The organism is Curtobacterium pomorum (assembly GCF_044497295.1).
In the GTDB taxonomy this organism is placed as follows: Bacteria; Actinomycetota; Actinomycetes; order Actinomycetales; family Microbacteriaceae; genus Curtobacterium.
Window position 1 is genome coordinate 668,625 of sequence record NZ_CP172409.1, and the last position, 24,786, is coordinate 693,410.

General features: G+C 72.3%; 27 protein-coding genes. 16 read left to right on the forward strand and 11 right to left on the reverse strand.

Going from position 1 to position 24,786, the window contains the following annotated elements; all coding sequences use genetic code 11:
- Positions 1-35 precede the first annotated feature (35 nt).
- Positions 36-545: a DinB family protein gene (locus ACGH48_RS03230; RefSeq protein ID WP_222659529.1), complete on the reverse strand. Its 510-nt coding sequence runs from the start codon at positions 543-545 to the stop codon at positions 36-38.
- A 48-nt stretch (positions 546-593) separates the two neighbouring features.
- Positions 594-1,136: a MarR family winged helix-turn-helix transcriptional regulator gene (locus ACGH48_RS03235; protein WP_123310234.1), complete on the reverse strand. Its 543-nt coding sequence runs from the start codon at positions 1,134-1,136 to the stop codon at positions 594-596.
- A gap of 203 nt (positions 1,137-1,339) precedes the next feature.
- Between ACGH48_RS03235 and ACGH48_RS03240 the strand changes: the two genes are divergently transcribed.
- From ACGH48_RS03240 to ACGH48_RS03255, 4 genes are all read left to right on the forward strand, one after another.
- Positions 1,340-1,945, forward strand: coding sequence for a hypothetical protein (locus ACGH48_RS03240; protein ID WP_123310232.1), 606 nt, complete (start codon positions 1,340-1,342; stop codon positions 1,943-1,945).
- A 92-nt stretch (positions 1,946-2,037) separates the two neighbouring features.
- Positions 2,038-3,240: a S24/S26 family peptidase gene (locus ACGH48_RS03245; RefSeq protein WP_396290170.1), complete on the forward strand. Its 1,203-nt coding sequence runs from the start codon at positions 2,038-2,040 to the stop codon at positions 3,238-3,240.
- 61 nt (positions 3,241-3,301) lie between these two features.
- The gene (locus ACGH48_RS03250) at positions 3,302-4,465 is read left to right on the forward strand and encodes an exonuclease SbcCD subunit D (RefSeq protein WP_396290171.1); all 1,164 of its coding nucleotides are present in this window, start codon (positions 3,302-3,304) and stop codon (positions 4,463-4,465) included.
- The gene (locus tag ACGH48_RS03255; RefSeq protein ID WP_396290173.1) at positions 4,465-7,440 is read left to right on the forward strand and encodes an AAA family ATPase; all 2,976 of its coding nucleotides are present in this window, start codon (positions 4,465-4,467) and stop codon (positions 7,438-7,440) included. Before ACGH48_RS03250 ends, ACGH48_RS03255 begins: the two co-directional genes overlap by 1 nt.
- Before the next feature lie 31 nt (positions 7,441-7,471).
- On the opposite strand, the gene ACGH48_RS03260 is transcribed toward ACGH48_RS03255, so the two are convergent.
- Both ACGH48_RS03260 and ACGH48_RS03265 read right to left on the reverse strand, forming a co-directional pair.
- Positions 7,472-7,648, reverse strand: a complete 177-nt coding sequence (locus ACGH48_RS03260) for a hypothetical protein (protein ID WP_185021323.1) — start codon at positions 7,646-7,648, stop codon at positions 7,472-7,474.
- Positions 7,645-8,457, reverse strand: a complete 813-nt coding sequence (locus tag ACGH48_RS03265) for a class E sortase (protein ID WP_260232903.1) — start codon at positions 8,455-8,457, stop codon at positions 7,645-7,647. The genes ACGH48_RS03260 and ACGH48_RS03265 overlap by 4 nt, the downstream gene beginning before the upstream one ends.
- A 92-nt stretch (positions 8,458-8,549) precedes the next feature.
- On the opposite strand from ACGH48_RS03265, the gene ACGH48_RS03270 reads away from it, so the two are divergent.
- A complete protein-coding gene (locus ACGH48_RS03270; protein ID WP_340197895.1) occupies positions 8,550-8,978 on the forward strand; it encodes a GNAT family acetyltransferase in 429 nt (142 codons plus the stop codon).
- A 9-nt stretch (positions 8,979-8,987) separates the two neighbouring features.
- Here ACGH48_RS03270 and ACGH48_RS03275 read toward each other — a convergent pair whose 3' ends face one another.
- Positions 8,988-9,917 (reverse strand): EamA family transporter, encoded by a 930-nt coding sequence (locus tag ACGH48_RS03275; protein ID WP_396290174.1) that lies wholly within the window; start codon positions 9,915-9,917, stop codon positions 8,988-8,990.
- A gap of 36 nt (positions 9,918-9,953) precedes the next feature.
- Here ACGH48_RS03275 and ACGH48_RS03280 point away from each other — a divergent pair, with 36 nt between their 5' ends.
- The 6 genes from ACGH48_RS03280 to ACGH48_RS03305 all read left to right on the forward strand — a co-directional run bounded on the left by ACGH48_RS03280 (position 9,954) and on the right by ACGH48_RS03305 (position 16,067).
- Complete coding sequence (locus ACGH48_RS03280; protein ID WP_396290175.1) at positions 9,954-11,072, forward strand: lysostaphin resistance A-like protein; 1,119 nt, start codon at positions 9,954-9,956, stop codon at positions 11,070-11,072.
- A 9-nt stretch (positions 11,073-11,081) separates the two neighbouring features.
- On the forward strand, positions 11,082-12,935 hold the full coding sequence (gene recQ / locus ACGH48_RS03285) for a DNA helicase RecQ (RefSeq protein WP_396290176.1): 1,854 nt from the start codon (positions 11,082-11,084) through the stop codon (positions 12,933-12,935).
- A gap of 91 nt (positions 12,936-13,026) precedes the next feature.
- The gene (locus tag ACGH48_RS03290) at positions 13,027-13,773 is read left to right on the forward strand and encodes a lysophospholipid acyltransferase family protein (protein ID WP_396290178.1); all 747 of its coding nucleotides are present in this window, start codon (positions 13,027-13,029) and stop codon (positions 13,771-13,773) included.
- Between the two features lie 135 nt (positions 13,774-13,908).
- Positions 13,909-14,265 carry a hypothetical protein gene (locus ACGH48_RS03295; protein ID WP_148061676.1) on the forward strand — a complete coding sequence of 119 codons (357 nt, stop codon included), beginning with the start codon at positions 13,909-13,911 and terminating at the stop codon, positions 14,263-14,265.
- 19 nt (positions 14,266-14,284) lie between these two features.
- Positions 14,285-15,127, forward strand: coding sequence for a M23 family metallopeptidase (locus ACGH48_RS03300; protein WP_396290179.1), 843 nt, complete (start codon positions 14,285-14,287; stop codon positions 15,125-15,127).
- Positions 15,128-15,224: 97 nt separating this feature from the next.
- Positions 15,225-16,067 carry an NAD(P)-dependent oxidoreductase gene (locus ACGH48_RS03305; protein ID WP_396290180.1) on the forward strand — a complete coding sequence of 281 codons (843 nt, stop codon included), beginning with the start codon at positions 15,225-15,227 and terminating at the stop codon, positions 16,065-16,067.
- 7 nt (positions 16,068-16,074) lie between these two features.
- Here the strand turns inward: ACGH48_RS03305 and ACGH48_RS03310 are convergent, their stop codons facing one another.
- Positions 16,075-16,278, reverse strand: coding sequence for a hypothetical protein (locus tag ACGH48_RS03310; RefSeq protein ID WP_123310207.1), 204 nt, complete (start codon positions 16,276-16,278; stop codon positions 16,075-16,077).
- A 10-nt stretch (positions 16,279-16,288) separates the two neighbouring features.
- Positions 16,289-16,813, reverse strand: a complete 525-nt coding sequence (locus tag ACGH48_RS03315; RefSeq protein ID WP_396290181.1) for a MarR family winged helix-turn-helix transcriptional regulator — start codon at positions 16,811-16,813, stop codon at positions 16,289-16,291.
- A 163-nt stretch (positions 16,814-16,976) separates the two neighbouring features.
- Here ACGH48_RS03315 and ACGH48_RS03320 point away from each other — a divergent pair, with 163 nt between their 5' ends.
- Positions 16,977-17,870, forward strand: coding sequence for an alpha-E domain-containing protein (locus ACGH48_RS03320; protein ID WP_396290182.1), 894 nt, complete (start codon positions 16,977-16,979; stop codon positions 17,868-17,870).
- Between the two features lie 177 nt (positions 17,871-18,047).
- Here the strand turns inward: ACGH48_RS03320 and ACGH48_RS03325 are convergent, their stop codons facing one another.
- Both ACGH48_RS03325 and ACGH48_RS03330 read right to left on the reverse strand, forming a co-directional pair.
- The gene (locus ACGH48_RS03325) at positions 18,048-19,394 is read right to left on the reverse strand and encodes an MFS transporter (RefSeq protein ID WP_396290183.1); all 1,347 of its coding nucleotides are present in this window, start codon (positions 19,392-19,394) and stop codon (positions 18,048-18,050) included.
- On the reverse strand, positions 19,391-19,801 hold the full coding sequence (locus ACGH48_RS03330; protein ID WP_111085532.1) for a MarR family winged helix-turn-helix transcriptional regulator: 411 nt from the start codon (positions 19,799-19,801) through the stop codon (positions 19,391-19,393). The genes ACGH48_RS03325 and ACGH48_RS03330 overlap by 4 nt, the downstream gene beginning before the upstream one ends.
- Positions 19,802-19,895: 94 nt before the next feature.
- On the opposite strand from ACGH48_RS03330, the gene ACGH48_RS03335 reads away from it, so the two are divergent.
- Positions 19,896-20,648, forward strand: a complete 753-nt coding sequence (locus ACGH48_RS03335) for an SDR family NAD(P)-dependent oxidoreductase (protein ID WP_123310199.1) — start codon at positions 19,896-19,898, stop codon at positions 20,646-20,648.
- Between the two features lie 118 nt (positions 20,649-20,766).
- Here ACGH48_RS03335 and ACGH48_RS03340 read toward each other — a convergent pair whose 3' ends face one another.
- A complete protein-coding gene (locus ACGH48_RS03340; protein ID WP_123310197.1) occupies positions 20,767-21,036 on the reverse strand; it encodes a hypothetical protein in 270 nt (89 codons plus the stop codon).
- Between the two features lie 11 nt (positions 21,037-21,047).
- Positions 21,048-22,208: an anion permease gene (locus ACGH48_RS03345; protein WP_396290185.1), complete on the reverse strand. Its 1,161-nt coding sequence runs from the start codon at positions 22,206-22,208 to the stop codon at positions 21,048-21,050.
- 87 nt (positions 22,209-22,295) lie between these two features.
- Between ACGH48_RS03345 and ACGH48_RS03350 the strand changes: the two genes are divergently transcribed.
- The 3 genes from ACGH48_RS03350 to ACGH48_RS03360 all read left to right on the forward strand — a co-directional run bounded on the left by ACGH48_RS03350 (position 22,296) and on the right by ACGH48_RS03360 (position 24,763).
- Positions 22,296-23,168 (forward strand): alpha/beta hydrolase, encoded by an 873-nt coding sequence (locus ACGH48_RS03350; protein ID WP_396290186.1) that lies wholly within the window; start codon positions 22,296-22,298, stop codon positions 23,166-23,168.
- 68 nt (positions 23,169-23,236) lie between these two features.
- Entirely contained in the window at positions 23,237-23,704 is a 468-nt protein-coding gene (locus ACGH48_RS03355; RefSeq protein ID WP_396290187.1) for a GNAT family N-acetyltransferase, read from the forward strand.
- Positions 23,705-23,713: 9 nt separating this feature from the next.
- The gene (locus ACGH48_RS03360; protein WP_396290188.1) at positions 23,714-24,763 is read left to right on the forward strand and encodes a biotin/lipoate A/B protein ligase family protein; all 1,050 of its coding nucleotides are present in this window, start codon (positions 23,714-23,716) and stop codon (positions 24,761-24,763) included.
- Positions 24,764-24,786: the final 23 nt, after the last annotated feature.

Genomic DNA, 24,786 nt, shown 5'->3' on the forward strand with positions numbered 1-24,786 from the left:
CGAAGCGCGCCCGCGACCGCGCCCGCGCCCCCGCGTCAGCGGTTGAAGAACAGCAACCCGCGCACGAAGCCGGCCTGACCGGCGTGCTGCGTGCAGTCGTCGAGGATGCTCACGAGCCGGGCGCCGGCGGTGACGGGCGGGTCCCACGCGTCGTCGACCACGGGGTCGAGGTCGTCCGGACCGAGCGTGCCGAGGTACGCGACGGTGCGGTCGTGGACCGCGCGCAGGTACCCGGTGAGCAGCGCGGCAGAGGCGCGCACGCGACCGACGTCGTCGCGGGACATGCCGTAGCCCAGGGCCTCGGCCGGGAACGGCAGGCCGAACCGCTCGTACCAGCCGTCCGCGGTCCACACCTGCGCGGTGCCCGCCAGATCGGCGATCTGGACGTCCTGCCCGCGGGCGGTGTGCCACGCGAGCCACGCCAGGGTGTTCGCCCCGGCGGCGGGACGCGCTGCGAGCTGGTCCTCGGACAGGCCGTCGACGGCGCGTTCGACGGTCTCGGGCACGCGGGAGAACGCTTCGATCAGGACTTCGGACGGTGTCATGCGCACCACGCTACGCGCGCGCCGCGACACACGGGGTCACGCAGATCGTCAGGCGGAACGGGCCGCGGTCTCCGCACGCGAGTGGCGGTCCAGGGCGTCGCCGAGCCCGGTGAACGCTGCGGCGAGCCGGACCCGGTCGGCGGGGGCGACGACCTCGCGGAAGGCGTCCGAGTAGACGGCGCCGATCTGCCGGGCGACCTCGGCGCCCGAGGCGGTGAGGTGCAGCAGCACACTGCGACGGTCCTGCGGGTTCGGGCGGCGTTCGAGGTGCCCGCGCTGCTCGAGGCGGTCGACGAGCGAGGTCATGGCGCCGGTGGTGAGCTCGAGGTACTCGCCGGCCTGCTTCGGGGTGACCCCGTCGCCGTCGGCCGCTGCGAGGAAGAACACGAACCGGGTGTCCGTGGCGTTCAGCCCGCGCACGACGCTCTCGTGGTGCAGGACGCGGGCGTGCTGCGTCTGGAGCATGCGGAAGGCCGTGAGGAGCTGCGCCAGGTCCGTGTCCGCGTCCACGATGTCGGGCAGCGAGACGGTCGGTGACACGGGAGCGGGCGGCAGGGTGTCGGGCAGGACGGGCTGGGTGGTGTCCGTCATCGGCAGCTCTTCTCGGCAGGGGGTGGGATGACTCAGTCAACAAGTATCTCACTCGTCAAGACACCCCCAGCACGGGGGTAGTGCCTTCCCTTGTGAGTTGCTCGGCGGAAAAGTAGCTTGATCGTCGTAACAACCACCCCGGCTCCGACGCGACCAACCACCGCGACCACGGCGCCACCGTTTCCGGATCAGGAGCTCTTGCAATGTCTCGTGTCACCCCTCGCGCCGCCCGTCTCGCGGCCTGGATCGCCATCCCCGCCGCCCTCGTCGCCTCGGGTGTCGTCGTCTCGACCGCGTCCTACTCGGCGTTCTCGGCGACCACCGTCAACCCGACGAGCAACTGGACCGCCGGCAGCGTCGCACTCTCCGACGACGACAACAACACCGCACTCTTCACCGCGACCGCCCTGAAGCCCGGCTCGACCGGCGCGAACTGCATCACGGTCACCTCGACGGGCTCGCTGCCCTCGACCGTCAAGCTGTACGGCACCGCCGCCGCCACGACGAAGGACCTCGCGGCGAACATCAGCCTGACCGTCGAGCAGGGCACCGGCGGCGGCTTCGGCTCCTGCACCGGCTTCACGCCGCTCGCCACCGGCGGCACGATCACGGCTGCGAACACCACGCTGGCGTCCTTCGGGACAGCGGCGACGAACTTCGCCACCGGCGTCGGCTCGTGGGCCCCGACCGGCACCGCGTCCGAATCGCGCGTCTACCGCTTCTCCTACAAGGTCTCGGACACCGCCCCGAACACGGTCCAGGGCGGCACCGCGGCGCTCGGCTTCACCTGGGAAGCCCAGAACAGCTGACCCGGGGAGCACTCCCCACCCGGTGACCGGGGCTGAGCCCGAGCCAGCCCCGGCCGCCACCCCCGAGAACGCGCCCCCGGTCGAAGGCAGTCATGAGCAGCATCGCAGTGCACGGTGGTCCCACACCGCACGCCGTGCTCCGTGACGTCGTCGACTGGGGGCGCGTCGTCGTCGGCACGGTCGCACGCGGCGTGGTCGCCACCCTCCTCGGCCTCGCCCTCTGGGCGGCCGCGCCCGCGGTGATCGGTTGGCAGCCCACCACGGTGATGACCGGGTCCATGGAGCCGCGGCTCACGTCCGGTGACGTGGTCGTCTCGCGACCGGTCGCGTCCGGCGAGGTCCGGACGGGCAAGATCCTGCTCGCCGACGACCCCGACCAGTCCGGTCACCTGCGCATGCACCGGTACGTCGAGGACGGCCCGGGCGGCACCCTCGTCACGAAGGGCGACGCGAACCCGCAGCAGGACTCGACGCCGCTCGAGCGCTCGGCCGTGCACGGGGTCGCATTCCTGCGCATCCCGTTCGTCGGGGCGCCGGTCCTGTGGCTCCGACAGGGGGAGTGGACGAAGGTCGTCGTGCTCGCGCTCGGCTTGACGGCGCTGCTCGCGCTCTGCACGGTCGACGGGTCGCTCCGCCGCCTCACGGTGGTCGACGACGACGGCGACGACGCCGACGACGACGCCGGCTCGGACGGGGGCGACGACGCCCACGGGTCGGGTGGCGGCCCGTCGGACGGTGCCGGTGCCGGCCGGGAGGCGCGGGACGACGCCGCCACGCGCCTGGCGTCCGGCGCGACGACCGTCGTCACCCGTCGCTCACTGCGGGGGCACGAGCGTCGCGTCCAGCGGCTGCGCCGCTTCGGCGGCGCCGCGGCGGTCCTCGTCATCGCGGGCAGCGTCGGGGTGCTCCTGCCGGCGCAGGCGGTGGCCGTGCCGTGGTCGCGGACGACCGTGGACCCGGTGTCGAACTTCACGGCGGGCACGGCGACCGGTGTGCCCACGCTGACCTGCACCGCAGCGTCGTCGAACACCGTGACGATCGCCTGGACGTACACGGACCCGACGGTGCCGAACTCCTTCGACCTGGTGAACGGGACGACCCAGCTCGCCACCGCCACGACCGCCGGACAACGTTCGCTCGTCTACGGCGGTGCCGGCCTGCTCGACCTCGGCACGACGTACACGCTGAACCTCCGCACGAACCTCGGCAACGGGTGGACCGCCACCAGCACGCCGACCGTCAAGGTCAAGGTCGTGTCGGTCCTCGGTCTGGCCTCGGCGAGCTGCGTGCCCTGAGTTCTCCCCAGGCGGCGCGCGGCCGTCCGGCGATGTCCCCGGCCGGCGTTACCGTGTCCGCATGCGCATCCTGCACACCGGCGACTGGCACCTCGGCCGCACGCTGCTCGGTGCCGACCTCCTCGAGCACCAGGCGGCGTTCCTCGACTGGCTCGTCGACCTCGTGCAGGACCGCTCCGTCGATCTCGTCGTGATCGCCGGTGACGTGTACGACCGGGCGATCCCGCCGATCGACGCCGTCCGCATGCTGTCCCGCGTGCTCGAACGCCTGGCGCAGACGGCGACCGTGGTGCTCACGCCGGGCAACCACGACTCCGCCGCACGCCTGGGGTTCGGCGCCGGTGTGATGGGCCGCCGGGTGCGCATCCTCGCCGAACCCGCCCGGATCGCCGACCCGGTGCTCGTCGACGACGCCGACGGCCCGGTGGCGGTCTACGGCATCCCCTACCTGCACCCCGACCTGACCCGGTACGCACTGGCCGACGTGCCGGACGAACCCCTCGCACGGTCACACCACGCGGTCGTGCACGCCGCCACCGAACGGATCCGTTCCGACCTCTCACTGCGGGGGAGCACCCGCAGCGTCGTCGTCGCGCACGCCTTCGTCGGCGGGGCCGATCCGAGCGACAGCGAGCAGGACATCCGCGTCGGCGGTGTCGACCGGGTGGCCGAATCGGTCTTCGACGGCTTCGACTACGTCGCCCTCGGGCACCTGCACGGTCCGCAGCGGGTCGGCGACGGCGGCCGGATCCGGTACGCCGGCTCACCGCTGGCGTTCTCGTTCGGTGAGCGGCACCAGCAGAAGTCGGTGACCCTGGTCGAACTCGACGCCGGCGGCGCCGTCAGCACCGAGCTCGTGCCGGCTCCGGTGCCGCGGCGCCTGGTCGACGTCCGCGGCAGCATCGACGATGTCGAGTCCGGGGTCTTCCGAGCCGATGCCGATGCGTGGGTCCGGGTGGCCGTGACCGACACGGTGCACCCCGAGCGCATGTACGCCCGGGTCAAGGACCACTTCCCGCACGCGTTGGCGATCACGCACGAGCCCGCCGACCGTGGCCCGGCGACAGCCGCCCGCGCGGTCACGGCGACGTCCGACCCGGTCGAGGTCGCAGCCGACTTCGTGACCTTCGCCACCGGTGCCGCGCCCGACGACGACGAGCACGCCGTCCTGACCGAGGCGTACGAGGCCGCGGTGCTGGCGCTGCAGCGCGAGGGGGACCGCTGATGTACCTGCACCGACTCGAGCTCCGTGCCATCGGGCCCTACCCCGACCTGGTGTCCATCGACTTCGCAGCGCTCGCGGCCTCCGGGGTGTTCCTGCTCGAAGGGCCGACGGGTTCCGGCAAGTCGACCATCATCGACGCCGTGGTGTTCGCCCTGTACGGCGGGCTCGCCGGGTCCGACGCCAGCTCCGACCGCCTGCACAGCCAGCACGCCGACCCCGCCGTGGAGCCCTTCGTCGAGCTCGTCTTCGAGACCGGCGCCGGGACCTACCGGGTCCGCCGCACCCCGCAGTACGACCGACCGAAGCAGCGGGGGACCGGCACCGTCAAGCAGCAGGCGTCCGTGCAGCTGTTCCGCCTGGCGAACCCGTCCGACGTCGCCGGTGAACCCATGTCGTCGCGCATCCCCGAGGTCGGCGTCGAGATCGGCCGCATCATCGGGCTGGACCGCGCGCAGTTCCTGCAGACCGTGGTGCTGCCGCAGGGCGAGTTCGCACGGTTCCTGCGGTCCCCGGGTGAAGACCGCCGCAAGCTCCTGCAGTCGCTGTTCGGCACGCAGGTCTACGACCGCACCGCCGACGAACTCGCCGCGCGACGCCGCGCCGTGCAGGCCGAGGTCGACGGCGCCGACGACCGCGTCCGCGACGCCCTGAACCGCTTCGCCCAGGCCGCCGGTCTCGACGGCGCCGACGAGTCCGCCGTGCCGTCGACCGTCGCGTCGATCCGCGCGGCAGCCGACGCCGCTGCGGCCGTCCGTGCTGCGGCAGCCTCGGCAGCGACGACGGCAGCCGAGCACGAACAGGTGGTCACGGCGCGTGCGACCGCCCTCGGACGACGTGCGGGGCTCCTCGCGCGGCAGACCGCGCTCGACGTCGACGCCCCCGCCGTCGACGACGCCCGGGCGACCGTGGCCCTCGGCGAACGCGCCGCACGGGTCGCCGCCGTGGCCGACGGACTCGACGCCGCGGTCCTGCGGGCGGAGGAGACCACCGAGGCGGCCCGGGCGGTGCGCGATCGCCACGGGGTCACCGAGGCCCCCGACGTCGTCGTGGGCCGGCGCGATGCCCTGGCCGACGACCTGTCCGCGGTGCGCCACCTCGTCGCGGTCGAGGACGGCTCCGCTGCTCGACGGTCCGCCATCGCCGAGGCCGTCGCGACCGCCGAGCAGCTCGCCGGGCAGCTGGTCGACCGCGACGCCGCGCTCGACGCCCGACCTGCCGAACGGGCCCGCATCGTCGAGGCCGCGCGCACCGCGGCCCGGACCGCGGCCGACGCGGACGCCGCAGCGCACGAGGTCACCCGCATCCGGTCCCTCCGGGCCGAGCTGGTGGCGCGCGACCACGCGGCGCAGCGCGTCACCGCGGCCGAGCAGACCGTCACCGCGGCACGACGATCGGCGACCGAGGCCCTCGCCGCCGAGCGTGCGCTCCGTGAACGCCGGATCGCCGGGCTTGCCGGAGAACTCGGCGCAGCGCTCACCACCGGGGACCCCTGTCCGGTCTGCGGGTCGACGGAACACCCGTCGGTGGCCACCCCGCAGGACGACCACCCGACCACCGAAGCCGTCGACGCTGCGGGCGACGCCACCCGGCGTGCGGACCAGCGCCTCGCCGACGCCGCGTCGGACCTGGCGGTCGAACGCGCCGAGCACCAGCGGCTGGTCGACGTCGTCGGCACGGTCGACGCCGCAGCGCTCGATGCACTGACCGAGGCCGCCGACGCCCGGGTCCGGGCCGCGCACGACGCCGCCGCCCTCGTCCTGCAGCACGAGCGGCGCCGGGCGGAGCACGACACCGAGACCGGTCGGCTCCAGCGTGAGCGGAGCGACCTCGACGCTCGTCGCACCGTCCTCACCTCGACCGCGCAGGTCGACGCCGAGCGACTCGACACCGACCTCGGCACCGTGGCCGCGGCACACGAACGGCTCGGAGCGCTCGTCGACGACCGCCCCACGACCCTCCGGACGGCCGTCGAGCTGCTCGACGAGCGACTCGAGGCGTACCACGCGGTCGTGCAGGCCGACGAACGGGTGGCCGCCGCGACCCGTGCCCGCGACGACCGTCGTGCCGAGGTCGCCCGGGTCCTCGACGACCAGGGCTTCGCCGACGTCGCCGCAGCGCGGGCCGGACGGCTCGACCCCGGCGACACCGAACGGTTGCGGGCGCGGATCAGCGCGGCCGAGGCCGAGCGTGCCGTCGTGGTGGCCGGTCTCGCCGAGCCGTCCGTGGTGGCCGCGGCGGACGACTCCGCGGAACGTCTCGACCTCGACGGTGCCCGCGTCGCTCGTGAGCGCACCGCCGCCGAACTCGAGCAGGCCACCGGGGCGGCTGCCTCCGCCGCCGACCGGGCCGACGCGGTCGACCGGTGCGAGACCGAGGTGACCCGTGCGACCCGCGCCCGTGACGAGACGTCGGCGCGCAGCCGCGCCGTGGTCCGGCTCGCCGACATCGCGAACGGCGTCACCGCGGCGAACCCGACCGGCATCACCCTGGGTACCTACGTGCTCATGCGTCGGTTCGAGGACGTCGTCGCCGCGGCCAACGACCGACTCCGGGGGATGCTCGCGGGCCGGTTCACGCTCGAGACCTCGGACGAACGCGAGTCGGGATCGCGGGCACGCCGGACCGGACTGGCACTCGCCGTGCACGACCACACCACCGACACCGTGCGGGACCCCCGCAGCCTGTCCGGTGGCGAGACGTTCACGGTCTCGCTGTGCCTGGCGCTCGGCCTGGCCGACGTCGTGCAGGCCGAGGCCGGAGGGGTCTCGCTCGGCACGCTCTTCGTCGACGAGGGGTTCGGCACGCTCGACCCGGAGACCCTCGACGACGTCATCGGGCAGTTGTCCCGGTTGACCGCGGGCGGACGGCAGGTCGGCATCGTCAGCCACGTCGAGGAACTCAAGCAGCGGATCCCGGAGCGGATCGCCGTGCGGCGCACCGCTGCCGGCGGCTCGCACGTGACGACGACCGTCTGAGGCCGTCGGCCGTCACCGCCGTGGCTGACGGCTACGGGGTCGGCGTGGACTCCACGGTGCCGTCGGGCGGCGGCAGGATGTCCGCGGCGATCCACGGGAACACCCACTGGAACAGCACGAACACGATCGCCGCGAGCAGCACGAGCAGCTCGAGCACCTTCAGGACGGTGGGTCCGGGCAGCAGCCGCCAGACCAGGGGGAAGATCACTTGGCGGTCTCCGAGAGTTCCTTCGGGGTGCCCTCGGACGCGGGCATCCAGTAGTCGAGCTTCGCGTGCGTGACGAACCGTTCGGCCGCCGACCACATCGGGTGGCACGCGGTGAGGGTCAGCCAGCGGTCCGACGGCGAGGGGTCGACACCGGGCTTGTTCGGCACCGGCGCGATCGTCTCGATGTGGTCCGGTGTGACGATCTGACTGTCGGTGACCTTGTAGACGTACCAGACGTCGAACTTCGTCTTCGCGTCGGTGACCCGCACGACGACGGAGTCGCCCTTCTTGAGTTCGGCGATCTGGTTGAGCGGCTTGCCGTAGGTCACGCGGTGGCCGGCGACGGCGAAGTTGCCGGGGGCTCCGGGCATCGCGGTGTCCTGGTAGTGCCCGAGGCCGATCGTGTTCAGGACCTTCTCGCGGTCCGTGCCCTCGCCGATCGGACGGTTGTAGTCCTTGCCGAAGCGGGGGATCTGCATCGTGCCGAAGACGTCGGAGAGATCCGGCGGCTCCGCCAGCACGGGTGCGGTCCCACGGTGCTCGGTGCCGGCCTTGTCCGGGGTCTTCAGCTGGTCGAGCCCCTCGACGAGCTTCGACTGCTCGTTGACCGCCACGACGTCGGTCCACCATGCTGTCCACACCACGTACAGGCCGGTGCCGGCGCCCGCGATGATGAGCAGTTCGGCGATGAGCGAGACGATGGCCCCACCGACCGTCTGGCGCCTCCGGGGGGAGCGCCGCCCGGATCGTCTGCCGCTGTCCTCGTCCCGCGCGCTGCGGCGCGACGGGATGGTGTCGTGTGCGGTCACGGGGCTCCTGATCGGGTGGTCGGTCGGACAGGTCTATCAGATCACGACGACCGCCCGGTGACGACGTTCTCCACACCCCGTAACGTGGGGGGATGGAGTACCGGATCCGCCCGTTCCGCGCCGACGACACCGATGCGGTCGTCGCCCTCTGGAAATCGTGCGGTCTCGTCCGCCCGTGGAACGACCCGCGCCGCGACATCGCGCGCAAGGCCACGGTCCAGCCCGAGCTCTTCCTGGTGGCGGAGGGTGGGACCGGCGGGGTCGTCGCTGCGGGGATGGCCGGCTTCGACGGACACCGCGGCTGGGTGAACTACCTCGCCGTGCAGCCGGACCTGCAGGGCTCGGGCCTCGGCCGGACGCTGATGGCGGAGTTCGAGCGGCTCCTCACCGACCTCGGCTGCCCGAAGGTGAACCTGCAGATCCGGGCCGGGAACGAGCGGGTGCTCGGCTTCTACGAGTCCCTCGGCTACTCCGACGACCGCACGGTGTCGCTCGGCAAGCGGCTCATCCCCGACGTCTGAGCCGTCCCGTCACGCCAGGGTCAGCCCCACCGACGCGACGAACGCGAGCGCGATGCCGACCCACTGCGGCGAGGTCAGCCGCTCGCGCAACACCACGCCGGCCAGCACGACCGTGCCGATCGGGTAGAGCGCGTTGAGCACGCTCACGACGGGCAGTGTGCCCGGGTCGTCGCTCGCGTGCAGCGCTGCCTGGATGCACACGTTCGCCAGGGCGTCGAAGACGCCGCACCCCGCGACCGTCAGCAGCAGTCGCGGCGGCCACCAGCGTCCTGGAGGCACGGCAGACCCCGCGACGTCGACCGACGCTGCGGGGGCTGCCGCGCCTCCAGACCGCGCCCCGCGCCCGGCGCGCACCGTCACCACGAGCGCCGCTGCGCCCAGCAGCACCGTCTGCAGCACCCGCGCGACCACGAGTGGGTGGATGCCCGCGCCCAGCGGGGTCGCGTCGTACGCGAGCACGATGCCGCCGAACCCGCACCCGGCCACCGCTGCGGCGACGACCCCGCGCACGGTGGGGCGTGCACCCGAGGTGTCCCGCACCGCGGCCACCAGCATCACCGCGACGACGGCCACGACCACCGCGGCGATCGCCAGCGGTGACAGGACGGTCCCGCGGGCGACGGCCACCACGACCGGGACGACGGCCGCGAACACGGCGGTCAGGGGTGACAGCACGCTCATCGGGCCGATCGCCAGCGCGGCGTAGAGGAGCAGGACCCCGACCGCGCCGGACAGCCCCGCGACGGCGCCCCAGAGGGTGCTCGTCCACGACGGTGTCCCTCCGAGCACGGCCAGCCCGATCAGCAGCGGCACGATCCCGATCGCCGTGGCCACGGCGGCGACCGTCACCGGACGGACGCGCCGTGACGCGAGCCCGCCGAGGAAGTCGGCGAAGCCGTAGACGACGGCTCCGGACAGGCCGAACAGCACGGTGAGCACGGGTCCCATCCTGCCCGGCCCGGTAGCCTGCGTGGCGTGAGCGTTCCCTACCACCGCCTGCCCCGTGTCGACGCACGATGGAGGTGGTGGCGCCCGCTGGTCGCCCTCGCGTTCCTGGCGGGTTGGTACCTCGCGTCCCAGGTGCTCATCACCGTCGCCTACTTCATCCCGGTCGCTGCGGTCGGGGGTGAGTCCGGCCTCTACGACCTGCTCGAGGACCTGCAGCGCGGCGCACTCGACCCGACGGATCCGCTCATCCTGTCGCTGACCTTGGTGTCGCTGGTCATCCTGCTGCCCGGCGTCCTGCTGGCCGTCAAGGTCGCGCGCCTCGGGCCCGGTGCGATCCTGACGTCGACGCGCTTCCGGGTGCGGTGGGCGTGGACGGCGTGGTGCGTGCTGCCGACCCTGGTCATCGCGGCGGTCATGTTCGTGGTGCAGACCGGCCTCTTCTGGGACGGCGGGATGATCACGACCGACGGCGGCTTCGCGTGGAACCACGCCGCGATCGGTCAGTCGACGGTCTCCCTCGGCACCCTCACGCTCACGATCGTCCTCGTCGTGCTGCTCGTGCCGTTCCAGGGTGCGGCCGAGGAGTTCATCTTCCGCGGGTTCCTCATGCAGACGATCGCCTCGTGGATCCCGCGACGCACCGGCACGGTCATCGCCGTCGCGGTGTCGACCGTCGTCTTCGCGGTGCTGCACATCCCGAACGGCTACAACGTCTGGGGCATCCTCGACGTCGGTTCGTTCGGCCTGATCGCGGCGATCATCGTGCTCCGGACCGGGGGGCTCGAGGCCACCGTCCTGCAGCACGCCTTCAACAACATCATGATCTTCGTGCTGCAGGCGCCGGGCTGGTCGGGGATCGACCTGGCCTCCTCGGACGCCAACGGCACGCTCGGCGGCTGGCTCGTCACCCTCGGTACGTCGCTCGCGTTCTGGGGCATGGTCGAACTCCTGGCGTGGTGGCGGAAGCTCGACCGCACGTTCGCCGGACACCAGGCGCCGCGGTTCCGTGGCACGCCACCGGTCTGGGCGGGCGGCAAGCGCTGGTTCGGCCCGGCGGGCACGGGTTGGGCCGTCGCGCCAACCCGCGCCGGCGCCGTGGACACAGCCGCTGTGGACAGTGCCGTGGGTGTCGCCGGTCGCCCGTAGGCTCGTGGCATGAGCACCACGCCCGCGCCCGCCGCCGTGTCTGCTTCGCGAGCCGCAGCGCTCGACGTCCTGCACCGCGTGTGGGGCTACGACGACTTCCGCGGCGAGCAGGCGGCGATCATCGACCAGGTGGTCGCCGGCGGTGACGCCCTCGTGCTCATGCCCACCGGCGGCGGCAAGTCGCTCTGCTACCAGGTGCCCGCGCTGGTGCGCGACGGCGTCGGGGTCGTGGTGTCGCCGCTCATCGCCCTCATGCAGGACCAGGTCGACGCCCTCGCGGCGAACGGGGTCCGTGCCGCCTTCCTCAACTCCACGCAGGGGCCCGACGAACGGTCCCGGGTCGAGCGCGCGGTCGTCCAGGGCGAGGTCGACATGCTCTACCTCGCACCCGAGCGGCTCCGGCTCGAGTCCACCCGTGCGCTCCTCGACCGGGCGAGGGTCTCGCTGTTCGCCATCGACGAGGCCCACTGCGTCGCCCAGTGGGGCCACGACTTCCGGCCGGACTACCTCGAGCTGAGCATCCTGCACGAGCGCTGGCCGACCGTGCCCCGGATCGCCCTGACCGCCACGGCGACGCCGCAGACCCACCGCGAGATCTCGGCGCGGCTCGGCCTCGACGACGCCGCGCACTTCGTCGCCGACTTCGACCGCCCGAACATCCAGTACCGCATCGAACCGAAGACCGGTGCGCTGCAGCAGCTGCTCACCTTCATCCGCACCGAGCACAGCGGCGACTCGGGCATCGTCTACTGCCTGTCGCGCAAGTCGGTCGAGCGGACCGCCACCGCCCTGGCCGAACAGGGCATCCAGGCGCTGCCGTACCACGCGGGCCTCGACGCCCGGGTGCGTGCGCGCAACCAGTCGACCTTCCTGCGCGAGGACGGCATCGTCATGGTCGCGACGATCGCCTTCGGCATGGGCATCGACAAGCCCGACGTCCGCTTCGTGGCGCACCTCGACCTGCCGAAGTCGGTCGAGGGGTACTACCAGGAGACCGGTCGTGCCGGGCGCGACGGACTGCCCTCGACCGCGTGGCTAGCGTACGGCCTGAACGACGTCGTGCAGCAGCGACGGATGATCGACCAGTCCGAGGGTGATGCCGCACACCGTCGGCAGCTCAGCGCCCACCTCGACGCCATGCTGAGCCTGTGCGAGACGATCGAGTGCCGCCGGGTGCGACTGCTCGCGTACTTCGGGCAGGAGTCCACGGCCTGCGGCAACTGCGACACGTGCATCGCCCCGCCCGAGTCGTGGGACGGCACCGTTCCCGCGCAGAAGCTGTTGTCCACGGTCGTCCGCCTCGAGCGTGAGCGCGGCCAGCGGTACGGTGTCGCCCACCTCGTCGACATCCTGGTCGGCAAGCAGTCGCCCCGCGTCCAGGAGCTGCAGCACGAGTCGTTGGCGACCTTCGGCATCGGCTCCGACCTGTCCGACGGCGAGTGGCGCGCGGTGGCCCGGCAGTTGCTCGCGCAGGGCTACGCCGCGGTGTCCGGCGACGGCTTCGGCACGGTCGTCCTCAGCCCGACGAGCGCCGAGGTCCTGACCGGCAAGGTCCAGGTCCGGATGCGTCGTGACCCGGTGAAGGCACCGCGGGCGAGCCGGTCGTCCCGCCGGACCGTGGTCACCGACATGCCCCAGCAGGCGGTCGGACTGTTCGAGGCCCTCCGGGTCTGGCGTGCGGCCCAGGCGCGCGAGCAGGGCGTTCCGGCGTACGTCGTGTTCAACGACGCGACGCTCCGGGGCATCGCGGCGGTGCGTCCGGCCGACGTCGACCAGCTCGCCGAGATCTCCGGGGTCGGTGCCGCGAAGCTCGAGCGGTACGGCCGCGCGGTGCTCGACGTCGTTGCGTCCGAGGCCGTCTGACGCCACCGCGGAGCGTGCATGCCGCAACGGGCATGGAGCGCCGGCCGGCGTGATTACACTCGGGAGTCCGCCGTCACGACGAGGAGGCCCGGTGCCCGGTTCGACCAAGTTCGCCACCGTGCTGAGCCGCGCAGTGGTGACCCCGCTCGCGCGGATGCTCTGGCGACCGAAGATCATCGGACGCCGCAACGTGCCGAAGCGCGGACCGGTCATCCTCGCGAGCAACCACCGCTCCTTCATCGACTCCCCGGCGATCACGCTGATGGCCCCGCGCAAGGTCGCCTTCCTCGCGAAGCAGGAGTACTTCACCGGGACAGGGTTCCGCGGCGCGGTGTCCCGGGCGTTCTTCGGCGGCATCGGTGCGATCGGCGTCGAGCGCGGAGCCGGAGCGGCGGCGCAGCAAGCACTGGACCTCGGGCTCGCGCGCCTGGACGAGGGCGAGGCCTTCGCGATCTACCCGGAGGGCACCCGGTCCCTGGACGGCCGGATCTACAAGGGCCGCACGGGCGTCGCCTGGCTGGCCCTGACGAGCGGCGCCCCCGTGGTGCCCGTGGCGCTCACGGGTACGCAGGACGTGCAGCCCGTCGGCTCGAAGCTGCCGAAGCTCGCGAAGGTGACGATCGAGTTCGGCAAGCCGATCGACCTGTCGTCCTTCGGTGAGGCGTCGTCCGGACGCGCACGCCGGCACGCGACCGATGCGGTGATGGCGGCGATCCAGGAGCTCAGCGGGCAGGAGCCGGCGAACACCTACAACAACCCGCCCGCAACGATCGTCGAACGGGTCCTGCGTGTGCTCCAGCCGGACGACCCGACCGCGGCGGCCGTCGACCCCGACTGAGCCGGATCCATCCGGTCACTATTGCACATCTGAAATATCGATGGTTGAATGAGGGACGTGCCGCACGGCACGGTTCCCCGACGGGTCGCCCGACAACGGCCCGCGCCCCTCGATCCAGATCGGACGGTCAGCAGCATGTCCTCCACCCCGCTCTTCGACTCCATCGCCCAGCGGCACGACCAGCCCGAGTCGCCCGCCCCTGCCCAGACCCCGACTCCGGCTGCGGCACGAGCAGCTGCGGCCCCTGCGCCGACCTCGCCGATGACCGCGCCCGTCCGCGCCGGTGACTCGACCCTCGTGCCAGCGGCCCTCGTCGCCGCGATCGACGACATCACCGTCCGCGTCACCCCGTCCGTGGTCACCGAACTCCGCGTGCACCCCGAGCAGCTCGTCCTGGTCGAGACGGTCGCCGATGCCATCACCCGAGCGGTCGTCGACGCCGTCGCGACCGAACTCGACCGGATCGCCCGCGACGGCGTCGTCCGCGTCTGAGCCGGGCAGTCCCCGAGCGATGACGACGTCCCCCGACGGCCTCCCGCTGCGCCCGCGCGGTGCCGACCGGCGGGCCGCGAACCGCTCCACCACCCGCCGATCCGGACCGGCCGTGCGCCGCCGTGCTCGACACGACACGCGCCCGGACGCCCCCAGAGCCGCCGGGGTGACGGTGTCCCCTCCCGTCACCCCGGCTTCCACCTCCTTCTTCCGCAGTTCCGTCCGGCGTGCCCTGCCCGCGACCGCGACCGCCGCGGTGACGTGTCTCTTCGTCGCCGTGGCCGTCGGCTCGCCGCAGACCGCGATGGCCTCGACCCCCTCGCCACGCGGTCCCGCGCTCGACGTGCAGCAGTTCGTCGCCGACGGGTCCGCTCGGCCCGTCGTCGGCCGCGACGGCTTCACGGTCGGCCGTGTCGCCGCAGCCCGGGCGCGCACCGTCGTCGTCGGGTCGTCCGCCGCCGCGGCCCGCCCCACCGCCGGCACCGTGCCGGCCGCGGGTGGGTTCGGCACACGTTGGGTGACCGGCTGCTCCGCCTGCTCGACGAACCACCAGGGCATCGACTTCGCCGCCCCGATCGGCACCGCCGTCGTCGCTGCGATGCCCGGCCGTGTCGTCTCGGCCGGCGTCCTGGGCGGGTACGGCAACCAGGTGCTGCTGCAGCACGTCGACGGCACCCAGACCCGGTACGGCCACCTGTCGACGATCGGGGTCCGATCCGGTCAGGTCCTGTCGGCCGGCCAGCGCATCGGCGCCGTCGGCAACACGGGCGTCTCCACCGGTGCGCACCTGCACTTCGAGGTCATCGTCGACGGCGTCCCCGTCGATCCCGCCGCCTGGCTGCAGGCCCGCGGGCTCCTCTGAGGAGGCCGACGCGGGGCACCAACGGGGCACCGCCGGGGCGCGTACCGTCGAGACGGCCGGGGCAGCGCGCCGCGGCAGGACGGAGACGCACGTGCGAGTGACGGTGTTGGGGACCGGGGCGATGGGTGCCGGCGTGGCGGGGTCGCTGCTGCGCGAGGGTCACCAGGTCACGGTCTGGAACCGGAGTGCCGACAAGGCCGCTCCCCTCGGTGAACGTGGTGCGACGGTCGCCACGGATCCGAGCGCCGCCGTCGAGCACGCCGAGGTCGTCCTCTTGACGCTCTTCGACACCGACGCCGTGGTCGACGTGCTCGAACAGGCTGCCGGTGACGCGCCGACCGACGCCGTGTGGGTGCAGGCGTCCACGATCGGTGTCGACGGCACCGAGACCGTCGTGCAGCTGGCAGCGAAGTACGGCATCACCCTGGTCGAGGCGATGATGCTCGGCACCAAGGCACCGGCGGAGCAGGGGAAGCTCACCATGCTGGCGGCGGGCCCCGCTGCCGACGTCGACCGCGTCGTCCCCGTGCTCGACGCGATGGGTGCGAAGACCGTCCGCGCCGGCGAGCGGGTCGGCGACGGGACCGCGCTCAAGCTCGCGGCCAACGCCTGGATCGCGTCCATCACCGCGGCCACGGGGCAGTCGCTCGCCCTCGCAGCGGCGCTCGGGCTCGACCCGCAGCTGTTCCTCGACGCGATCGACGGCAGCGCGAGCGACTCGGCCTACGCGCACACCAAGGGTGCGTCGATCATCGCGGGGGAGTTCCCGGCGCAGTTCGCACTCGACGGTCTGCGGAAGGACATCGGGCTCATCGCCGATGCCGCGCGGGCGAACGGGGTGTCCACGACGCTCCTCGACGCCCTGGGGCGCGTCTACGCCGACGCCAGTGCGGCCGGCCACGGCGGCGACGACATCGCGGCGGTCGGCACCGCCTTCTGACGCGGCGTCAGTCGCGGCGGAAGAGCCGGCGGAGCCGCTTCGTGAGCCGGCCGACGGCCTCGTCGTTCATGGTGTTCGCCAGGTCGAAGGCCTCACGCGTCGGATCGGCCCCGCTCTGGATGCGCCGGAGTGCGGCGTCGGCGCGGGCCCGGGAGTCGAGTTCGGCGAACGGCATGTCGTCCTCGGGGTCGTGCGTGCCGCGAGGGTCCATGGGCAGCAGGCTACGCGCGACGAGCCGTGCGGCCCCCGGCGTCGATGTCGACGTCGTCGACCACGCGGACCATCTCGTCGAGGAAGTCCACCACCACCGCCATCTCGTCGGTCGGCAGGTGCTCGGTCACCTCGAGCGCACGGGCGTCGAGCTCCTCGATGACCCGCAGGGCGTGGCGCATCGAGGTCCCCGTCGCGGTGAGGATCACGCCGCGGCGGTCGATCGGGTCCTGGTGTCGCTCGACGTGGCCGCTCCGGACGAGTCGGTCGACGAGTGCCGAGGTCGATGCCGCCGTGATCTCGAGCCGTTCGGCCAGGTCCTTGGCGTTGACGGTCCGGCCGTCCTGCTCGGCGTCGATGAGGACCCGCAGCGCGAGCAGTGCGTTCTCGCCGATGCCCAGGGCCTCGCGGGCACGACGCTGCGCGGCGCTCTCGGCGGTGCGGTACCGGCGCAGGGCGTTCAGGACGTCGACGGCGGTGACCGGGGCGTCCTCGTACCAGAACCCCGCAGTGCTGGTCAGGACCTCGGACGTCATCCTGCAATGCTAGACGCTCTAGTTAGATTGTCTAGCGAGAGCCCCTGATCGCAGCCGAGACCCCGGTGCGGGCGCGGACATCGGACACCGCAACACCCGTGACGCGGTTCCGAAACACTCCCGCAACGCCCGCTCGTTAGGTTCTGGGGATGCAGGAGCAGCCGTGCTGAGCCGACTCGCGGGGAACGTCTTCCACGTGGGGAGCGCGGTCGAGCGCACCGACGTGGTCGCCCGCCTGCTCGACGTCTACGTCGCCCGCCGCGAACCCGGCACCGTCGAGGACGACCGGGCCGTCGCCGCCGAGCTCCGCGCGGTCGTGGGCACCGCCGGGCCGGCGAACGACACCGACCGGTCCGCGACGATCGACGCACTCGCGCTGGACCGGCACGAGCCGGCGTCCATCGCCGCCGCGGTCGCCGTCGCGCGTGACCACGCCCGTCGGGCTCGCGAGGTCGTCTCGAGCGAGCTCTGGGACTGCCTCGACGTGACCCGTTCGCGCATGCCGCGCAAGATCGCTCCGGGCCGGGCGCACGAGTTCCTCGGCTGGGCACGAGAACGCAGCGCCCTCGCCATCGGCGTGGTCGAGGGGGACGCCAGTCGCGACGAAGTCTGGGAGTTCTTCACCCTCGGCCGCTCCCTGACCCGGGTCGCCTCGACCGCCAGGCTGCTCGCGTCAGGGCTGCTCGAACCGGACTCGGTCACCTCGTGGACGGCGGCGCTCCGGGCGTGCGGCGCGGGCGAGGCCTTCCTGCGTGGCCGTGACCACCACCCGGTACCGGACGACGCCGCGGCGTTCCTGCTGCTCGACGAGCACAGTCCGCGGTCGCTCCGCTTCACGGTCCGGCGGGCCGCCGAGTGCCTGGCCGACGTGGCACCGTCCTGCGTGGCCGACGAGGTCGCGGCCTTCTCCGCCGCGCGCGACCGGCTCGAGGCCGTCCCCGCGGACTCGGTCCTCGGCGTCGTGGGCGACGCCGGCCACCGACTCGCGGCTGCCGCGGACCGCGTCGCGGCGGCGCTCGACGAGCGCGTCTTCGCGGCGACCCAACCCGCGCACTGATCGCGGCCATGGGCGGTACCGGCGACTGACGGGAGGCCCGTGGCGGTGTCGACCCGTGCCTCCCGTCCACCACGCGAAAGCGTCAGGAACCCGCGAACAGTTCGCGGAGATCTGTCGCTTTCGCGGACTGGATGCCGTCGCGTCGCGGAGATCTGTCGCTTTCGCGAAGTGGACGCGTCAGACGGCGCTGGAGCGGTCCGCGACCGCTTCTTCGCGCTCGAGCTCCTGGCGGAGCGCCGCGCGCGAGGCGCGCGTGCCCACCACCGGGATCGCGTGCGTGACCGCGAGGTGCAGGCGGGTGTCCGCGTCGTACCGGAGTCGCAGGCGCTGGAATCGGACGAGCCAGACGATCGCGATGGCGAGTGCGACGAAGCCGGACGCTGCGCCGACCGCGATGGCCCAGCGAGGACCCCACGCATCGGCGATGGCGCCGACGATCGGCGCGCCGATGGGGGTGCCGCCGGCGAAGATCGCCATGTAGAGCGCCATCACGCGGCCGCGCATCGCGGGTGTCGTGGTGGTCTGGACCAGGGCGTTCGCGGTGGTCATGAAGGTCAGTGCCGCGAGTCCGACGAAGACCAGGACGAACGCGAAGGTCCAGTACGTGGGTGCGAGGGCGGCGGCGGTGCAGGCGAGGCCGAAGCCGCCGGCGGCGAGGACCAGGGTGCGCATCCGCGGTCGGTCACGGCGCGCGGACATCAGGGCGCCGAACACCGACCCGATCGCCATCACCGAGTTGAGCAGGCCGAACTCGCCCGCGCCCTGGTGGAACTCGACGCGGGCCATCGTCGAGGTGAAGATCGGGAAGTTCACGCCGAACGTGCCGACCACGAAGATCATGCAGAGCACGACGATGATGTCCGGCCGGGTCCGCACGTACCGGAAGCCGGCGACGATCTGCCCCTTGCCGCGGCCGGCGTGCACGCGCTCGGCGAGCTGTGCGGGGTCGACGAACCGCAGGGCGATGAGGACCGCCAGGAACGATCCGGCGTTGATGACGAACACCCACCCCGACCCGATGGCGGCGATGAGCACACCGGCGACCGCGGGACCGATCAGGCGCGCGGCGTTGAACGAGGCGGAGTTGAGCGCGACGGCGTTCGCGACGTTCTCGCCCTGCACGACGTCGGAGACGAACGCCTGCCGGATCGGGGTGTCGAACGCGGCGACGATGCCGAGCGCGAGCGCGAAGCCGTACAACGCGAGCAGCGTCGCGGTGTGCGTGAGGACCATGACACCGAGTCCGAGCCCCAACAGGCCCATCAGCGCCTGCGTGAGCATGAGCATCTTGCGGCGGTCGAAGCGGTCGGCGGCGAGGCCGGTCAGGGGGAGGAGCAGCAACTGCGGGCCGAACTGCAACGCCATCGTGATGCCCACCGCGACGGCGTCGTTGTCGGAGAGCTGGGTCAGGACGATCCAGTCCTGGGCGGTGCGCTGCATCCAGGTGCCGACGTTCGACACCAGGGCACCGGCGAACCAGATGCGGTAGTTGCGTCCGGCGAGGGAGCGGAACATGGCGGTCACTGCTGGGCCAGCCTCCTCATGATCTCGGTGGCGTCGGCGAGGGTGGCGCGCTCGACGGGGGTGAGTGCGGCCAGTCGCGGGGTGAGCCAGCCGTCCCGGCGCCGACGGGTCTCCTCGACGAACGCGGCTCCGGCGGGGGTGGCGCAGAGGACGACCTTGCGGCGGTCGTCGTCGTGGCCGCCCTTCGAGACGAGGCCGCGCTCGACCAGGACCGCGATGGTCTTCGTCATCGAGGGCGGGGTGACGCCGTCCTGGCGGCTCAGGTCGGCCAGGGTCATCGCGCCGTCCCGGTGCAGGCGCGCGAGGGCGGCGAACTGGGCGTCGGTGACGGTTGTGTCGGCCTTCTGCGCGCGGAGCGTCCGGGACAGCCGGTTCACGGCGATGCGGAGGTCGGTGGCGTCGGTCACGGGTCGTTAGCCTAGCTCATTAGTTCAGTGAACGAACTGGTTTGCGGGTGTACCGTGGTTCTGGACAACAGGTGTTGTTCAGAGAGAAGGAATCATGTCCGAGTTCGAGGGCAAGGTCGCCATCGTCACCGGTGGTGGCAGCGGCATCGGCGAGTCCGTCGCGAAGGAGCTCGCCGCGGCGGGTGCCACGGTCGTCGTCACCGACATCAAACTCGACGCTGCCCAGCGGGTCGCGTCCGAGATCACGGAGGCCGGCGGGACCGCCAGCGCGTTCGAGGCCAACTCCGCCGTCGCTGCCGACAACGAGCGCATGGTCCAGTACGCCGTCGACACGTACGGCGCGCTGCACCTCGCCGTGAACAACGCCGGCATCGGCGCCGCCCCGCAGAAGATCGGCGAGTACGACATCGCCGCCTGGGACCGCGTCCGTGCGGTCGACCTCGACGGTGTCTTCTACGGCCTCCGCTACGAGCTGCCCGCGATGGTCGCCGCCGGCGGTGGCTCGATCGTGAACATGGCGTCGGTGCTCGGCACGGTCGGCATCGCGCAGAACGCCGCGTACGTCGCGTCGAAGCACGCCCTGGCCGGCCTGACCAAGGTCGCCGCGCTCGAGTACTCGGCGCAGGGCGTCCGCACCAACGCCGTCGGCCCGGGCTTCATCGACACCCCGCTGCTCCGCAACGCCATGACGCCCGAGGCCATCTCGGCGCTGGAAGAGGAGCACGCCACGAAGCGCCTCGGCACCGACAAGGAGGTCGCCGCGCTCGTGCTGTTCCTGCTGAGCGACAAGGCCTCGTTCATCACGGGCAGCTACCACCTGGTGGACGGCGGCTACTCCGCGCACTGACGTCGGTCGGCGTGGTCGTTCCGGGCGTACCTGGTCGTTCCGGGCGTACCTGGTCGGAAGTTTCGACCAGGTACGCCCGTTTCCGTTTCCCACCGCGGGCGCGATGGGAAGGAACGCGCTAGTGGAACTGGGGGATCGTGAGCCAGATGCCGGCGAGCACGGCGGCGACGCAGACCGCGAAGCACAGCACGGCACCCGCCAGTGCTGCCGGCGGCGTGTGCCCGGAGCGCGGGGTCTCCTCGGCGTACTGCGTGCGCTCGCCGCCGGTGTCGAGGGGCTGCCCCGTGCCGAGCAGCCGCAGGCCGAGCGTGTAGACCAGCACGATGCCCACCGCGGCGACGAACCCGACGCCCGCGACCGTGCCGATGCTGGCGAAGTCGATCTCCATGGTCGTTCCCCTCAGTTCTGCGCGCTGGCCGGCTGCGGCTCGGCCTGGTCGGTGGGTTCGGTCGATCCGGCGGCGACGTCGTCGTGCGAGATCGGCTTGCGCTTGGCGAGGACGTAGAAGGTCAGCCCGCCGGCCAGGGCGAGCACCGCCACCAGCACGAGGCCGATCACCGAGGTCGAGGCGAGCCAGGTCGCCAACCCGCCGACCACCGCGGCCGCCGGCAGCGTGATCACCCACGCGACGACGATGCGGCCGACGACCGACCAGTGCACGTCGGCGAGCTTCTTGCCGAGCCCCGACCCGATCACCGAGCCGCTCGTCACGTGCGTCGTCGACAGCGCGAAACCGAGGTGCGACGAGATGAGGATCGTCGCCGCCGAGCTCGTCTCGGCGGCGAAGCCCTGCGGCGACTGCACGTCGGAGATCTTCTTGCCGACCGTCTGCATGATGCGCCAGCCACCCATGTAGGTGCCGAGGCCGATCGCGAGTCCGCATGCCAGGATCACCCAGAGCGCCGGGCCGGTGCCACCGTCCTGGTAGTTCGCGGCGATGAGCGTGAGCGTGATGACGCCCATGGTCTTCTGCGCATCGTTCGTGCCGTGCGCCAGCGACACCAGCGACGCCGAGACGGTCTGCCCGTGCCGGAACCCGGTCGCCGCACCGTGCGTCGTCGCGTTCTTGGTGAGCGTGTACGCCAGGTACGTCGCCACCAGCGCGATCACCCCGGCTATCACAGGGGAGACCAGTGCCGGCAGCACGACCTTCGACACCACCGTCGCCCAGTCGACCGAGTTCAACCCGGCGCCGATGATCGATGCGCCGATCAGCCCGCCGAACAGCGCGTGCGTCGACGACGACGGCAGCCCGAGGTACCAGGTGGCGAGGTTCCAGAGGACCGCGCCCACCAGCCCGGCGAAGATCATCGTGGGGGAGATGTGGACGCCGTCCTGGCCCTCGCGGATGATGCCCTGCGAGACGGTCTTGGCGACCTCGGTGGAGAGGAACGCGCCGACCACGTTGAGGACGGCGGAGATGAGCACGGCGGTCCGGGGCTTGAGCGCCCCCGTGGCGACCGACGTGGCCATGGCGTTGGCGGTGTCGTGGAACCCGTTCGTGAAGTCGAACACGAGGGCCACCACGATCACGAGCACGACGATGACGAGGACGTCCATGCCGGGGACGGTAGGCCCGCCCCGAAGCCCCTGCGTGAACGCCGGATGAACAGGTCCGTGGGGGTGCCTGTCTGCGAGGATATTCACGTGCCCACCTTCTCCGCAGCGCGAGGCGACGCCTCGTTCACCGACGCCCACGGCGTCGAGATCGTCTACTCGACCTGGCGAGCGGCGCGCCCCAAGGGCATCGTGCAGATCGCGCACGGCGTCGGCGAGCACGGGCTGCGGTACGAGCCGTTGGCACAGGACCTCGTCCGCGCCGGGTACACCGTGCACGCGAACGACCACCGCGGGCACGGGCGCACCGGCCTCGGCCAGTGGGACGGCGACCACGCCAAGCTCGGACGGCTCGGACCCGGCGGACTGCGCGCCGCGATCGCTGCCGTCGAGCAGATGGGGGAGGTCGCCCGTGCCGACACCCCCGGCGTCCCGCTGGTGCTGCTCGGGCACTCGTGGGGCTCCCTCATGGCGCAGCGGATCGTGAACACCGCATCGGAGTCGTACGACGGCGTCGTGCTCTCCGCCACCGCGTACCGGCTGCCCGGGTGGATGAACAGCGGCGACCTCAACGCGCGGCACGCGGGCTCCGGGCCGACCAAGTACGAGTGGCTCACCCGCGACCGGAAGATCATCGATGCGATGTCGGTGGACCCGCTCGCCGTCGAGGCCGACGTCATCGGGCTGTTCGGCCTGTCCGACACCCTCCGGCTGCTCGGGGTGCCGCGTCGGGGGATCCCGCACGACCTGCCCATGCTGCTGCAGGTCGGGTCCGACGACGCCCTCGGCGGGCCGCGATCGGTCGAGCGGCTGGCGCAGGCCTACCGGCGTCGCGGCCGGCTGTCCGACGTCACGGTGCAGGTGTACGAGGGCGCGCGGCACGAGGTCTACAACGAGACGAACCGCGACGAGGTCGTGGGGGACCTGGTCGCATGGCTGGACCGGGTGACGGCGCGTCGTTGAGGCGACGGCCGGCGAGCGGACGGAACGCGGTGTGGGCGGGCGGCGGTGCTGATGACGACCGGAGTGACGTGGACGAGGTGACCGTCGCGGTCCTCGACCTGGCGTCGGTCGAGGCAGTCGAGCGGCGCGAGCCCGCGGGCAGGCAGTACGTGCGCCCCGCGTTCGCGGCCCAGACGCGCGGCGAGCAGACCGTCCTGGTCGCGTGGATCGACGGGGTGCCAGTCGGCTCGGGCGAGGTGACCGCTGATGCCCGGCCCGAGCTCCGGAACCTCCGCGTCGACGCGGACCGGAGAGGTCAGGGCGTCGGGACCCGCCTCATCGCGGCGGCCGAGGCGCTGGCCACCGACCGGGGCGTGCTGCGGATCGGAGTCGCGCTCGACAACCCCGACGCACGGCGGCTCTACCAACGGCAGGGGTACGCCCCCACTGGCGAGATCGAGGAGTACGAGTACACGTACGTCGACGACGACGACCAGCGGGTGACGGTCCGTGAGGCGTCCGAGTACCTCGAGAAGGACCTGCCCGCGCGGGCGTAGGCTCGACGCGTGCACGGTGAGTACAAGGTCCCAGGTGGAAAGCTCGTCGTCGTCGACCTCGAGGTCGTCGACGGGAACATCCGGGAGTTCCGGCTCGCCGGCGACTTCTTCCTCGAGCCGGACGACGCGCTGCCGCTCATCGACACGGCGGTCAACGGGCTGCCCGCGACGACCGACGCCGCCGGCATCGCCGCGGCCGTCCGTGCCGCGCTCCCCGCCGACGCGGTGCTGCTCGGCTTCACCCCCGAGTCCGTCGGGGTCGCCGTCCGTCGCGCGCTGTCCCGTGCGTCGTCGTGGCAGGACTACGACTGGCAGATCATCCACGAGGGCCCGATCAGCCCGAACGAGCACCTCGCGCTCGACCAGGTGCTGACCGAAGAGGTCGGCGCCGGACGCCGCGGTCCGACCCTGCGCATCTGGGAGTGGGACCAGCCCGCGGTCGTCATCGGGTCGTTCCAGTCGCTGAAGAACGAGGTCGACCCGGCCGGTGCCGAGAAGTACGGCGTCGAGGTCGTCCGGCGGATCTCCGGCGGTGGCGCGATGTTCATGGACGCCGGCGCGATCATCTCGTACTCGCTCTACGTCCCCGCCGACCTGGTACAGGGCATGACGTTCGCGGACTCCTACGCCTACCTGGACGAGTGGGTGATCGAGGCGCTGAAGTCCCTCGGCATCGACGCGTACTACCAGCCGCTCAACGACATCACCTCGGCCAAGGGCAAGATCGGCGGCGCCGCGCAGAAGCGACTCGGCACCGGATCCCTGCTCCACCACGCCACCATGAGCTACGACATGGACGGCGAGAAGATGGTCCAGGTCCTGCGGATCGGGCGCGAGAAGATGAGCGACAAGGGGACGACGTCGGCCGCGAAGCGGGTGGACCCGCTGCGCTCGCAGACCGGGCTGTCCCGCGCCGAGATCATCGACCGGCTGGTCGGCACGTTCACGAAGCTGTACGGGGCGACTCCCGGCGCGGTGACCGAAGCCGAGCGCGAGAAGGCGCAGGAGCTGGTGCGGACGAAGTTCGCGACGAAGGAGTGGCTCGAGCGGGTGCCCTGAGCGAGCTCGTGGTGGGCGGCCGG

Bases quoted from the DNA above. Each gene is read 5' to 3' on its own strand.
- ACGH48_RS03335 (WP_123310199.1), top strand. From the start codon at position 19,896: ATGTCCGAGTTCGAGGGCAAGGTCGCCATCGTCACCGGTGGTGGCAGC.
- ACGH48_RS03310 (WP_123310207.1), bottom strand. From the start codon at position 16,278: ATGGACCCTCGCGGCACGCACGACCCCGAGGACGACATGCCGTTCGCC.
- ACGH48_RS03345 (WP_396290185.1), bottom strand. From the start codon at position 22,208: ATGGACGTCCTCGTCATCGTCGTGCTCGTGATCGTGGTGGCCCTCGTG.
- ACGH48_RS03270 (WP_340197895.1), top strand. From the start codon at position 8,550: ATGGAGTACCGGATCCGCCCGTTCCGCGCCGACGACACCGATGCGGTC.
- ACGH48_RS03340 (WP_123310197.1), bottom strand. From the start codon at position 21,036: ATGGAGATCGACTTCGCCAGCATCGGCACGGTCGCGGGCGTCGGGTTC.
- ACGH48_RS03230 (WP_222659529.1), bottom strand. From the start codon at position 545: ATGACACCGTCCGAAGTCCTGATCGAAGCGTTCTCCCGCGTGCCCGAG.
- ACGH48_RS03300 (WP_396290179.1), top strand. From the start codon at position 14,285: ATGACGACGTCCCCCGACGGCCTCCCGCTGCGCCCGCGCGGTGCCGAC.
- ACGH48_RS03245 (WP_396290170.1), top strand. From the start codon at position 2,038: ATGAGCAGCATCGCAGTGCACGGTGGTCCCACACCGCACGCCGTGCTC.
- ACGH48_RS03255 (WP_396290173.1), top strand. From the start codon at position 4,465: ATGTACCTGCACCGACTCGAGCTCCGTGCCATCGGGCCCTACCCCGAC.
- recQ (WP_396290176.1), top strand. From the start codon at position 11,082: ATGAGCACCACGCCCGCGCCCGCCGCCGTGTCTGCTTCGCGAGCCGCA.
- ACGH48_RS03240 (WP_123310232.1), top strand. From the start codon at position 1,340: ATGTCTCGTGTCACCCCTCGCGCCGCCCGTCTCGCGGCCTGGATCGCC.
- ACGH48_RS03250 (WP_396290171.1), top strand. From the start codon at position 3,302: ATGCGCATCCTGCACACCGGCGACTGGCACCTCGGCCGCACGCTGCTC.
- ACGH48_RS03235 (WP_123310234.1), bottom strand. From the start codon at position 1,136: ATGACGGACACCACCCAGCCCGTCCTGCCCGACACCCTGCCGCCCGCT.
- ACGH48_RS03295 (WP_148061676.1), top strand. From the start codon at position 13,909: ATGTCCTCCACCCCGCTCTTCGACTCCATCGCCCAGCGGCACGACCAG.
- ACGH48_RS03315 (WP_396290181.1), bottom strand. From the start codon at position 16,813: ATGACGTCCGAGGTCCTGACCAGCACTGCGGGGTTCTGGTACGAGGAC.